Source organism: Pseudomonas sp. GW823-FHT02C02, from assembly GCF_058797635.1.
In genome coordinates, this window is sequence record NZ_JBXAJV010000005.1 from 237107 (window position 1) to 249204 (window position 12098).

Consider the following 12098-nt stretch of genomic DNA (forward strand, 5'->3'; position numbering starts at 1 on the left):
TGTAGTTGTTCAGCTCAGAGGCCATTGCTGGTGACAGGCGTGACGCACCGCCCCGGCGCTGCTCAGCTTGAGCAGGTCGTGGCTGACGCGTCGGCATTGCGCGGCGTCGAGGTGACGCACGCGGTCCTTGATTTCACCGATCTGCACCGGGCTGACCGACAGCTCGCTGACGCCCAGGCCGATCAGAACGGGTGTGGCCAGCGGATCAGAGGCGAGAGCACCGCAGACGCCGACCCAACGGTTATGCACCGCCGCGCCGGCGCAGGTCTGGGCGATCAGCCGCAGCAAGGCCGGGTGCATGGCGTCGACGCGCGAGGCGAGGCCGGCGTGGTCGCGGTCCATCGCCAGGGTGTATTGCGACAAATCGTTGGTGCCGATGGACAGGAAGTCCGCATGCTCTGCAAGCTGCTCGGCCAGCAGCGCAGCGGCCGGGACTTCGATCATCACCCCCAGCTCCGGGCGTTCATTTACCCCGAGTTCCAGGCACAACGCATCGAGGCGCTGGCGGATGTGCAGCAACTCATCGACCTCGGTCACCATCGGCAACAGGATCCGGCAGCGCGACAGCGGGCTGACGTGCAACAGTGCGCGCAGTTGCTGATCGAGCAATTCCGGCCGCACCTGAGCCAGGCGAATGCCGCGCAAGCCGAGCACCGGATTGGCTTCGACCGGCAATGGCAGGTAGTCGAGTTGCTTGTCGCCGCCAACGTCGATGGTGCGGATGATCACCGACTTGTCACCCATGGCGACGAGCACGGCTTGATAGGCGAGGCGTTGCTCCTGTTCGTCCGGCGCGGTGTTGCGGTCGACAAACAGAAACTCGGTGCGCAGCAGACCGACGCCATCGGCGCCGTTGGCCAGCGCATCGGCCGCTTCTGCGCTGGACGCGACATTGGCGGCGATTTCGATGTGCACGCCATCGCGTGTCAGTGCCGGGGTATGAGCCTGCGATTGTTGAAGCGCACGGCGTTGCTGATGATCGCGTTGCGCCTGATGCACGTCGGCCAGGCGTTCGGCCGTCGGCGCCCATTCGAGCCGACCACCGTCGGCATCCAGCACCACCGCCTGACCTTGCGCCTGATCCAGCAGCGCCGAACCCAGCGCCACCAGGCACGGCAAACCTTTACCCCGCGCCAGAATCGCGACGTGGGACGTCGCGCCGCCCTCGGCCATGCACAACCCGGCGACCCCTTGCTCGCTCAGTTGCAGCAAGTCCGACGGCGTCAGCTCATGGGCGGCGACGATGGCGCCGGCCGGCACGTCGTAGTGCCAGGCTTCGCCGAGCAAGGCGCGCAGCACCCGTTGCTTGAGATCGCGCAGATCGTTGGCGCGTTCGGCCAGCAACGCGCTGCCGAGTTGTTGAAGGACGTCGCACTGCACGTCGATCGATTGGCTCCAGGCGTGCGTCGCGGCCATGCCTTGAGCGATGCAGGCGTTGGCCGCGTCCAGCAGCGCCGGGTCTTCGAGCAAGGCGAGGTGCGCGGTGAAAATCGCTTCTTCGTCAGTGTTTTTGTGTTTCCTGGCCTGGGCCAGGGTGTGCTCGATTTCGCCGCGCACGACGGTCAATGCGGTATCGAGGGCGTGCAGCTGTGGCTCGGGAGCGTGGTGGCCGGCATCCACCGGCAGGCTGATGGTATTCAAGCGAAACAAGGGGCCAGCGACCAGGCCGGGCGCGGCGCAAACGCCGTGCAGCACACCCGCTTCGGCAGTCCGAGTGCGTCGGGTGATCGGCGCAGGCGCAGCGGCATGGCTGTCTTCGGCCAACGCCGTGGACAAGGCGATCAGCAACGCTTGCAATGCCGCCTCGGCGTCCGGGCCCTGGCAGCTGACCTGAACCTCATCCTGCTCGCCGACGGCCAGGCTCATGAGCCCGATCAAGCTGTCACAGGTCGCCGATTTGCCAGCGAAATGCAGCTGCGATTTGCTCTTGAACCCTTGTGCGGTCTGACGAATCAGCGCCGCAGGGCGAGCATGCAGACCGCCGCGATGAGCGATGCGCACGTGACCGAAATGCGCTTCAGCCGAAAGGTCCGCCTCTGCCTGGGCGCCCGGCGCCGCCCGGCGAATGATGTGCAGCAGCGGGTCGCCGACTTTGACCGATTTCAGCGTGATGGGCCGCGCCTGAAACTCCTGGCTGTTGGTCAGGATCATCAGGCTGACCAGGCTTTTGCACTGCTGCGCGACCTTGTCCAGGTCGTAGCGCAGCAACGGTTGGCCATTGCTGACGCGGGCGCCTTCCTTGACCAGCATCGAGAAGCCTTCGCCCTGCAACTCGACGGTGTCGAGGCCCAGGTGCAGGAGCAATTCGGCACCGTTGTCGGCACGCAAGGTGACGGCGTGACCGCTACGGGCTACGTGCACCACGACGCCGGCGCAGGGGGCGTGAAGGGTGTCGTTCAGTGGATCGATCGCGATACCGTCGCCCATCGCGCCGCTGGCGAACACCGGGTCCGGGACTTTGGCGAGCGTGAGCACCGGACCGCTGAGCGGGGCGCTGAGGGTCAGCTCTTTATTGTTGTTATGCATGGCTCGGTCTCATCAGGAAATCGTTCGGGGCGGACTTAGTGCGTGCGCGTCACTTTGCTCAAATGCCGCGGCTGGTCCGGGTCCATGCCGCGGGCCACGGCCAAACCGGCGGCCATGACGTAGAAACTCTGGATCGCCAGAATCGGGTCCAGGGCCGGGTGTTCGGCGCGGGTCAGCGTGAGGTCACGTTCGGCAATGTCGTCCGGTGCCGCCAGCAGAACGCGCGCGCCGCGCTGGCGCATGTCGGCAGCAAGGCTCAGCAAACCGGCCTGCTCGGCACCCCGTGGAGCGAAGATCAGCAAGGGATAATTCTCGTCGATCAATGCCATCGGGCCGTGACGCACTTCGGCGCTGCTGAAGGCTTCGGCTTGAATCGCCGAGGTTTCCTTGAACTTGAGGGCTGCTTCCTGAGCGATGGCAAAACCGGCACCGCGGCCGATTACCATCAAGCGTTGGCAATCGCGCAGGGCGTCGATGGCCAGGCTCCAATCCTGTTGCGCCGCCTCGCGCAGACCTTCCGGCAAGGCGTTGCCGGCTTCGAGCAATTCCACGTCTTCTTTCCAGTGGGCGATCAGACGGGCGCTGGCGCTGAGGGTGGCGATGAAACTCTTGGTGGCGGCAACGCTGCTTTCTGTTCCCGCGCACAGCGGCAGGCTGAATTCGCACGCGGCTTCCAGCGGCGAGCTTTCGGCGTTGACCAGGGCAATGCTCAGGGCCCCGCGTTTGCGTAACAGGCGCAGGCTGTTCACCAGATCCGGACTTTGCCCCGACTGCGAGAACGCGAACGCCACTTGGCCGCTGACTTTCAATGGTGCTTGCAGCATGGTCACCACCGACATCGGCAGCGACGCCACCGGGTAGCCCAGTTGCTGCATGGTCAGGTAGGCGAAGTAACTGGCAGCATGGTCTGAACTGCCGCGAGCGACGGTCATCACGACTTGCGGCGGCTGACGGCGCAGGCGCCCGGCGATCTCGATCATCTGCGGGTCGAGTTGCTGCAGTTGGGCTTGCACGGCCTCGAACGAGGACAGCGCCTCTTCAAGCATTTTTGAAGTCAATGTCTTCTCCTTCGACCATGACGGCGGTGAGTGTGAGTGAGCGATCCAGTCGCACGCAGTCGGCCCAGCTGCCGGGTTGCAGGCGGCCGCGTTCTTCGAGGCCGAGGTAATCGGCGGGGAATTGCGAAAGACGTTGCGACGCCTCGGCGATCGGCAGACCGATTTTCACCAGGTTGCGCAGGGCCTGATCCATGGTCAGTGTGCTGCCGGCCAGGGTGCCGTCGGGCAAGCGCACGCCGCCCAGGCACTTGGTGACCGTGTGGCTGCCGAGCTTGTATTCGCCGTCCGGCATGCCGGCGGCGGCGGTGGAATCGGTGACGCAATACAGGCACGGGATCGCGCGCAGGGCGACCCGCATGGCGCCGGGGTGCACGTGCAGCAAATCCGGGATCAGCTCCGCGTATTTGGCGTGGGCCAGCGCCGCACCGACGATGCCCGGCTCGCGGTGATGCAACGAGCTCATGGCGTTGTAGAGGTGAGTGAAACTGCTGGCGCCGGCCGCCAGCGCGGCGACGCCTTCCTCGTAACTGCCAAGCGTGTGGCCGATCTGCATGCGGATACCGCGTGCACTGAGGGTGCGGATCAAGGCATCGTGACCGGCGATTTCCGGGGCGATGGTGATCACGCGGATCGGTGCCAGCGTGAGGTAGTCCTCGACTTCGGCCATCAGCGCGGTGTGGGCAAAGTTCGGCTGGGCGCCGAGTTTGCCGGGGTTGATGTACGGGCCTTCCAGGTGCACGCCGAGCACCCGGGCACAGCCTTCCGGCCGCTGCTCGCAGAACTCGCCGACGGCTTTGAGCACGCTGGAAATCTCCTCCGGCGGCGCCGTCATGGTGGTCGCCAGCAGCGACGTGGTGCCGAAACGCACGTGGGTCTTGCTGATGGTTTCGAAGGCGGTTGCGCCTTCCATGATGTCTTTGCCGCCGCCGCCATGGACGTGCAGGTCGATGAAGCCGGGCAGCAGATAGGGCAAGTCGTTGTCGGCCGGATCGCACGGCACGCCTTCGATGGACATGACCTTGCCGTGTTCGTGAATCAGCCGGCCGCGAACCCAGCCGTGGGCGGTGAGGATGTTGTCTTCGGACATGATCGGTTCTCGGTTTTAGCGGCGAAGCGGGTTAGCGACGAAGCTCTGCAACAAAGTCGTAGTAGTCGTTGCGGCAGTAGGTGTCGGTGACTTCGATTGGCGTGTTGTCTTCCAGGTAGCCGACCCGGGTCATCAGCAGCATGGCGGTGCCGGGGGCGATGCCGACGAGGGCGGCGAATTCGTCCGAGGCGTTGATCGCCTGGATGTGCTGCAAGGCGCGGACGATCGGTTTGCCGATGCCGTCGAGGTATTCGTAGAGTGAATCACCCACCGCTTGCGGCTTGGGAATGATCGAGGCGGGCAGGGTGCTCATCTCGATCGCCATCACCGTGTCGTCGGCTTTGCGCAGACGTTTGAGCCGCGCGACCTTGTCGTTGGGCGAGAGACCGAGGCGGATCAGTTCTTCGTGGGTCGGCGGGGTAATCTCCCGTTCCAGCCATTGCGAGCCGGGAACGAAGCCCTTGAGGCGCAGCATCTCGCTGAAACCCGAGAGGCGCGACAGCGGTTGTTCCAGGCGCGGCGTGATGAACGTGCCGGAGCCTTGGTTGCGGCGGATCAGACCCTGTTCGAACAAGACTTCCAGTGCCTTGCGGGCGGTGACGCGGGAGATGCCCAGCAGCTCGCTGAGGTTGCGCTCCGAAGGCATGGCCTGCTCGGCTTTCCACTGCCCGGCATGGATCGCCGCTTCCAGATTGCGCGCCAGTTGCAGGTAGAGGGGCGTGGGCTGGGTGTCGTCAGGGCGTAGGGCCTGGAGGTCATTCATGTCAGGGATGTCCGATGCGGATATTGGAGTGTTGTGTTCCGCGAATGGCCGAAAATTAATACCACTTGAATACCATGTCAATGCCAGTACTTTGCCGTTGGCGTGGGAAAGGCGGCCCTGTTGAGTGCGGGAAATGGGGTTTGGTATCAAGTGGTATTAGAGGTGGGGGTTTTGAGCGCAAAGATCGCAGCCTGGGGTAACGCTTGCCGGGGAGATTGGTATCTTCCCGGCAGTCATTACTGCAGGCTGCGATCTTTTGAATTTATTTTTCGAGGAGCGACCGAAGGTAGCGCTAAGAAGAAGGACTCGGTGCTTTTGTGGCGAGGGAGCTTGCTCCCGCTGGGTCGCGAAGCGGCCCTAAAAAATGATCTGACACCGAATTCGCTGATTTGAGGGCCGCTTCGCAGCCCAGCGGGAGCAAGCTCCCTCGCCACAGGTAAAGGGGTTACGGGCGAATCTCGATCATCGTGCCATCCGGCACCAGGCCCCAGACCTCACGCATGTCCATGTTGCGCATGGCAATGCAGCCGTCGGTCCAGTCCAGGGTGTGGAACAGGTCTTCCGGGTTTTCTTCGGTATCTGGTGTGCCATGGATCATGATCATGCTACCCGGATCGACGCCTTCACGCCGGGCGCGGGCAGCGTCGCTGATGTTGGGGTAGGAGATGTGCATCGACAGATTGAATTTATCGCTGACCTTGCGCCAGTCCAGCCAGTAAAAACCTTCAGGCGTACGTCTATCGCCTTCCATCAGTTTTTGGCCTTTCGGATTTCTGCCCAGGGAAATGCGATAGGTCTTGAGCGGCTTGCCGTTATTGATCAATTGCAATTGGTGGGCGGATTTGAGCACCAAAACTTTTTCGATGACTTTGCCGTTCAGGGTTTCCGCAACGGAAGCCTGTGACAGAGTGACGAACGACAAGCAAACCACGGCAAGCAACCAGCGCATTGAAACGATATCCCTGAAAGGTGTCGCGACTATTTAGTTATAGGTGATTCTGGAGCCAGGAGCTTTAGGTGATGGCAGGCTGAGCAAGCGGCGGGATCGACTCGGACCGCACGGGGTAGACCTCGGTCCGCCGGTCAGCGAAGAAGCATTCTAAGGTACGACCCACCGTGCGGAAAGCCAACTCGGACCACGGGATGTCGGCTTCGTCGAAAAGCTGCACTTCCAGGCTTTCGGGGCCGGCAGAAAAATCCGGGTCCACCAGCTCCGCGCGAAAGAACACATGCACCTGACTGATGTGCGGCACGTCGATCAACGTATAGATGCTCAGGTTGCGCACCCGCGCACAGGCTTCCTCGGCGGTCTCGCGAATGGCCGCCTGCTCGATGGTTTCACCGTTTTCCATGAAACCGGCGGGCAGGGTCCAGTAACCGAGCCGAGGCTCGATGGCGCGTCGGCACAGCAACACTTTCGAGCCCCAGGTCGCCACGCAGCCGGCGACGATATTGGGGTTCTGATAGTGAATCGCCTGACAGCTGTCACAGACAAAACGCAGGCGCGAGTCGCCTTCGGGAATGCGTTGAGTGACCGGGTTACCGCACTGACTGCAAAATTTCATGCTGGGGTTCCTGAATGCTGCGCCTATCTTGGCGTGCGGCGGTGTCTGTCGGCAAGTTGTCGTTTAGCGACATGCAGTGGTTATGGGGTTGGGCGGCCGGTTCGATTGGTGCATGATGCATAGGGTCTGTTGACGTTTGCTGACGAACTGCGTTGGCGCGCAACGCGGTTCGTCAGCAAACGTCAACAGACCCTACGGCCAACAGATCGAGAAGACTCATGCTGGACGAGCTACTGCATCGAGTAAGCAACCACACCCCACGCACAATGGAAACCGACAAACGTTTCCCCGAAGCCGCGGTATTGGTACCCATCACCCGTAGTGACGAACCGGAGCTGGTTCTGACCCTGCGCGCCAGCGGGCTCTCGACCCATGGCGGTGAAGTCGCTTTCCCGGGTGGGCGGCGCGACCCCGAAGACCCTGATCTTATTTTCACCGCGCTACGGGAGGCTGAAGAAGAAATCGGCTTGCCACCGGGGCTGGTCGAGGTGATCGGCCCGCTGAGCCCGTTGATCTCCCTGCATGGCATCAAGGTCACGCCGTATGTCGGAGTGATTCCGGGTTTTGTCGAGTACCTGGCCAACGATGCCGAGATCGCCGCCGTGTTCAGTGTGCCTCTGGAGTTTTTCCGTGAGGACCCAAGGGAACACACCCACCGCATCGATTACCAGGGGCGCAGTTGGTACGTGCCGAGTTATCGTTACGGCGAGTATAAAATCTGGGGCCTGACGGCAATCATGATTGTCGAGTTGATCAACCTGCTCTATGACGCCGACATCAGCCTGCACCACCCGCCCAAAAGCTTTATCAATACTTGAAGCCATCGTTCGTATGGCGTGAACCGCGGCTGCCTGAGCCTTGAGGACAACAAGATGAAATATCGCCTGGGCGATGCCCGCGTCGAAACCCATCCGCAGAGCTGGGTTGCACCCAATGCCGTGCTGGTGGGCAAGGTCAAACTGGAAGAGGGCGCCAACGTCTGGTTCAACGCCGTGTTGCGTGGCGACAACGAATTGATCCTGATTGGCAAGAACAGCAACGTCCAGGACGGCACGGTGATGCACACGGACATGGGCTACCCGCTGACCATCGGCACCGGCGTGACCATCGGCCACAACGCCATGCTTCACGGCTGCACCGTGGGCGATTACAGCCTGATCGGTATTAATGCAGTGATTCTCAACGGCGCGAAAATCGGCAAGAACTGCATCATCGGCGCCAACTCGCTGATCGGCGAGGGCAAAGAGATTCCCGACGGTTCGCTGGTCATGGGCTCGCCCGGCAAAGTAGTGCGTGAACTGACCGAGCAGCAAAAGAAAATGCTGGAGGCCAGCGCCGCGCACTATGTGCACAATTCGCAGCGTTACGCCCGTGATCTGGTCGAGCAGGAAGAATGAACGCCACCGAACGACCGGTCCTCTCGCCATGCGTGAACATCTGCGCGTTGGACGAAGATGATATTTGCACCGGGTGTCAGCGCACGGTCGAAGAAATCACGCGCTGGAGTCGCATGGACAACGAAGAACGCCGCAGGGTTTTGGGGCTGTGCCATGAGCGGGCCAAGTCGAGCGGGTTGATCTGGATGTTGCCTTCCAGATCCGATTCCTGAGCCCTGTGAGCTTTTGTGGCTGATGAGGTTTTTTGTGGCGAGGGCGCTTGCTCCCGCCGGGCTGCGAAGCAGCCCCATAGCTGACAAACACATTCAACCTGACACACCGCGCCCTCTGACTTCAGGGCCGCTGCGCGACCCAGCGGGAGCAAGCGCCCTCGCCACAGGCTATTTGTAAAGCCGAGATGGTAATCTGTGCGCCAAATTGACAGGTATCCCGCCACCTCATGCTCTTCCTGATCGCCTATATCAGCAGCGTCGTGCTGATCAACTACGCCTTCTCCACCGCCCCGCACCTGGACATCATCTGGTCGGCCTGGGGCGGGTTGGTGTTTGTCCTGCGCGACATGGTGCAAACCCGCTTCGGCCACGGCGCGATCGCGGCGATGCTCGCAGCGTTGGTCCTGTCCTATGTCACCTCCGATCCGTCCATCGCGCTGGCCAGCGCCACGGCCTTCGCGGTGTCCGAATGCATCGACTGGCTGGTATTCAGCATCACCAAGCGTCCGTTGCACGATCGCCTGTGGATAAGTTCGGCCCTGAGCATTCCCCTCGACACCTTCATCTTCTTCGGCATGATCGATGCTTTCACCCCGGCCGTAATCCTTACCGCCATGGGCTCGAAGTTCGCCGGCGTGACGGTCGTGTGGCTGATCATGGCCTGGCGCTTGCGCAAACAGGCTGTCGCCAGCTGAAGCCAAACCTTGCGGTTCATGTAAAATGCCGCGCTTTCTCCCCATGGGAAGCGCGCCAGGCGCCGCGACCCTCGATGATCCGCTTCTTGAGGACCTGAGATGACCCGTATCGGAACTCCATTGTCGCCAACCGCGACCCGCGTATTGCTGTGTGGCTGTGGTGAGTTGGGCAAGGAAGTGGTAATCGAGCTGCAACGCCTGGGCGTTGAAGTGATTGCCGTCGACCGTTACGCCAACGCGCCGGCCATGCAAGTTGCGCATCGCAGCCACGTTATCAACATGCTCGACGGCGCCGCCCTGCGTGCCGTGATCGAAGCCGAAAAGCCGCACTTCATCGTGCCGGAAATCGAAGCGATCGCCACCGCGACCCTCGTGGAGCTGGAAGCCGAAGGCTTCACCGTGATCCCGACCGCTCGCGCCGCGCAGCTGACCATGAACCGTGAGGGCATCCGTCGCCTGGCTGCCGAAGAGCTGGACCTGCCGACCTCGCCGTACCATTTCGCCGACACTTTCGAGGACTACAGCAAGGCCGTCCAGGATCTGGGCTTCCCGTGCGTGGTCAAGCCAGTGATGAGTTCGTCGGGCAAAGGCCAGAGCCTGCTGCGCAGCGCCGATGACGTGAAATCCGCTTGGGATTACGCTCAGGAAGGTGGCCGCGCCGGTAAAGGTCGCGTGATCATCGAAGGCTTTATCGACTTCGACTACGAAATCACTCTGTTGACCGTGCGTCACGTCGGCGGCACGACCTTCTGCGCACCCGTCGGTCACCGGCAGGAGAAGGGCGACTATCAGGAATCCTGGCAGCCACAAGCCATGAGCCCGATTGCCCTGGCCGAATCCGAGCGCGTTGCCAAAGCCGTCACCGAAGCACTGGGCGGTCGTGGCCTGTTTGGTGTCGAGCTGTTCATCAAAGGTGATCAGGTGTGGTTCAGCGAAGTGTCGCCGCGCCCGCATGACACCGGTCTGGTCACCCTGATTTCCCAGGACCTGTCGCAGTTCGCGCTGCACGCACGGGCGATCCTGGGCCTGCCGATTCCGTTGATTCGCCAGTTCGGGCCATCGGCGTCGGCGGTGATTCTGGTGGAAGGGCAGTCGACCCAGACTGCGTTCTCCAACCTCGGTGCTGCGTTGAGCGAACCGGATACGGCGCTGCGTCTGTTTGGCAAACCAGAGGTCAATGGCCAGCGCCGGATGGGCGTGGCGTTGGCGCGGGATGAGTCGATCGAAGCGGCTCGTGCCAAGGCAACCCGTGCTTCTCAGGCTGTCGTGGTAGAGCTGTAAACCGAGGCGCGGCAGGCTAGCTCCCACAGGGTTATTGGTTGGTCACAGATTTTGTGTACACCCAATTTCCATGGGGGAGCCAGCCTGCTGGCGATGCTTCTGCTTCAGGTCACCCGATTCAAATCGTTATGCCGCGTCTCCTTCAGGCACAGCACCGCAATCAAACTCAGCACCGCCGCCCCAGACACATACCCTCCGACATAACTCAGACCGCCCATCGCCACCAGTTTCTGCGCGAAAAACGGCGCCGCCGAGGCCCCGACGATTCCGCCGAGGTTGTAGGCTGCGGACGCGCCGGTATACCGCACATGAGTTGGAAAAAGCTCCGGCAGCAACGCGCCCATCGGTGCAAACGTCACGCCCATCAGAAACAGCTCGATGCACAGGAACAGCGCCACGCCCCAGGTCGAGCCTTGGGTCAGCAGCGGTTCCATCAAGAATCCCGACAGGATCGCCAAGACGCCGCCAATGATCAGCACCGGTTTGCGCCCGTAGCGGTCGCTGGCCCAGGCGGACAACGGCGTGGCGGCGGCCATGAACAGGACGGCGAAGCACAGCAGCCCAAGGAAGGTTTCGCGGCTGTAGCCGAGTGTCGACACGCCGTAGCTCAATGAAAACACCGTCGAGATGTAGAACAGCGCGTAGCACACGACCATCGACCCTGCCCCCAGCAACATCGGTACCCAGTACTGGCTGAACAGCTCGACCAACGGGATCTTCACTCGCTCCTGACGTGCCATGGCGTTGGCAAACACCGGGGTTTCGTGGAGTTTGAGGCGCACATACAGGCCCACCATCACCAGCGCGGCGCTGAGCAGAAACGGAATCCGCCAGCCCCAAGAGCGGAACTGCTCGTCATTCAGGGTCATGGCGAGCGTCAGGAACAGACCGTTAGCCGCCAGAAAGCCAATCGAGGGGCCGAGCTGCGGGAACATGCCGAACCAGGCGCGCTTGCCCTTGGGCGCATTCTCCGTCGCCAGCAGGGCCGCACCGCCCCATTCGCCGCCTAGCCCCAGTCCTTGGCCGAACCGCAGCACGCAGAGCAGGATCGGCGCCCAGGCTCCGATGCTGTCATAGCCCGGCAATACGCCGATCAACGTGGTGCACACACCCATCAATAGCAGCGAAGCGACCAATGTCGATTTGCGCCCGATGCGGTCACCGAAGTGCCCAAACAGCGCCGATCCCAAGGGGCGGGCGAGGAATGCGATGCCGAAGGTGAGGAACGCCGACAGCATCTGGGCGGTGCCGGAGGTCTGCGGAAAGAACACCGGACCGATCACCAGCGCCGCAGCGGTGGCATAGACGTAGAAGTCGTAAAACTCGATGGCGGTGCCGATAAAACTCGCCGTGGCCACGCGGGTGGCGGAGTTCGTCGGTTGGGTAGGCGCGTCGCTATAAGTCGTGCTGGTCGTCATGCGGTTATCCCTGACAGTCATGTGCCCCAGTGGAGCGAATTATTATGGTCGAACACCCAGGGATGTGGGAGTGAGGCGCGGCCGCTGTTCAAGGTA

Annotated in this window: 12 protein-coding genes; 5 read left to right on the forward strand and 7 right to left on the reverse strand. The window is 62.2% G+C overall.

Annotated elements, in window-relative coordinates; genetic code table 11:
- Positions 1 to 9 precede the first annotated feature (9 nt).
- From ptsP to AC1ROI_RS11110, 6 genes are all read right to left on the reverse strand, one after another.
- Complete coding sequence (gene ptsP, locus AC1ROI_RS11085; protein ID WP_102595435.1) at positions 10 to 2526, reverse strand: phosphoenolpyruvate--protein phosphotransferase; 2517 nt, start codon at positions 2524 to 2526, stop codon at positions 10 to 12.
- A 35-nt stretch (positions 2527 to 2561) separates the two neighbouring features.
- The gene (locus AC1ROI_RS11090) at positions 2562 to 3572 is read right to left on the reverse strand and encodes an SIS domain-containing protein (RefSeq protein ID WP_010463037.1); all 1011 of its coding nucleotides are present in this window, start codon (positions 3570 to 3572) and stop codon (positions 2562 to 2564) included.
- Positions 3565 to 4671 carry an N-acetylglucosamine-6-phosphate deacetylase gene (gene nagA, locus AC1ROI_RS11095; RefSeq protein WP_102595433.1) on the reverse strand — a complete coding sequence of 369 codons (1107 nt, stop codon included), beginning with the start codon at positions 4669 to 4671 and terminating at the stop codon, positions 3565 to 3567. The genes AC1ROI_RS11090 and nagA overlap by 8 nt, the downstream gene beginning before the upstream one ends.
- Positions 4672 to 4702: 31 nt before the next feature.
- Positions 4703 to 5434: a GntR family transcriptional regulator gene (locus tag AC1ROI_RS11100; protein WP_010463034.1), complete on the reverse strand. Its 732-nt coding sequence runs from the start codon at positions 5432 to 5434 to the stop codon at positions 4703 to 4705.
- Between the two features lie 445 nt (positions 5435 to 5879).
- Positions 5880 to 6383, reverse strand: a complete 504-nt coding sequence (locus AC1ROI_RS11105) for a L,D-transpeptidase family protein (RefSeq protein ID WP_102595432.1) — start codon at positions 6381 to 6383, stop codon at positions 5880 to 5882.
- A gap of 64 nt (positions 6384 to 6447) precedes the next feature.
- Positions 6448 to 6999 carry an NUDIX hydrolase gene (locus AC1ROI_RS11110; protein WP_010463029.1) on the reverse strand — a complete coding sequence of 184 codons (552 nt, stop codon included), beginning with the start codon at positions 6997 to 6999 and terminating at the stop codon, positions 6448 to 6450.
- Positions 7000 to 7217: 218 nt separating this feature from the next.
- Between AC1ROI_RS11110 and AC1ROI_RS11115 the strand changes: the two genes are divergently transcribed.
- The 5 genes from AC1ROI_RS11115 (at position 7218) to purT (ending at position 10584) form a co-directional block, all read left to right on the forward strand.
- On the forward strand, positions 7218 to 7817 hold the full coding sequence (locus AC1ROI_RS11115; protein WP_010463027.1) for a CoA pyrophosphatase: 600 nt from the start codon (positions 7218 to 7220) through the stop codon (positions 7815 to 7817).
- Positions 7818 to 7871: 54 nt separating this feature from the next.
- Complete coding sequence (locus AC1ROI_RS11120) at positions 7872 to 8396, forward strand: gamma carbonic anhydrase family protein (protein ID WP_007944857.1); 525 nt, start codon at positions 7872 to 7874, stop codon at positions 8394 to 8396.
- Positions 8393 to 8608, forward strand: a complete 216-nt coding sequence (locus tag AC1ROI_RS11125; protein WP_010463023.1) for a DUF1289 domain-containing protein — start codon at positions 8393 to 8395, stop codon at positions 8606 to 8608. Before AC1ROI_RS11120 ends, AC1ROI_RS11125 begins: the two co-directional genes overlap by 4 nt.
- 227 nt (positions 8609 to 8835) lie before the next feature.
- The gene (locus AC1ROI_RS11130; RefSeq protein WP_077748287.1) at positions 8836 to 9303 is read left to right on the forward strand and encodes a 7-cyano-7-deazaguanine/7-aminomethyl-7-deazaguanine transporter; all 468 of its coding nucleotides are present in this window, start codon (positions 8836 to 8838) and stop codon (positions 9301 to 9303) included.
- A gap of 99 nt (positions 9304 to 9402) precedes the next feature.
- On the forward strand, positions 9403 to 10584 hold the full coding sequence (gene purT / locus AC1ROI_RS11135) for a formate-dependent phosphoribosylglycinamide formyltransferase (RefSeq protein ID WP_102595431.1): 1182 nt from the start codon (positions 9403 to 9405) through the stop codon (positions 10582 to 10584).
- A gap of 104 nt (positions 10585 to 10688) precedes the next feature.
- Here purT and AC1ROI_RS11140 read toward each other — a convergent pair whose 3' ends face one another.
- A complete protein-coding gene (locus tag AC1ROI_RS11140; RefSeq protein WP_010463018.1) occupies positions 10689 to 12002 on the reverse strand; it encodes an MFS transporter in 1314 nt (437 codons plus the stop codon).
- Between the last annotated feature and the right edge of the window lie 96 nt (positions 12003 to 12098).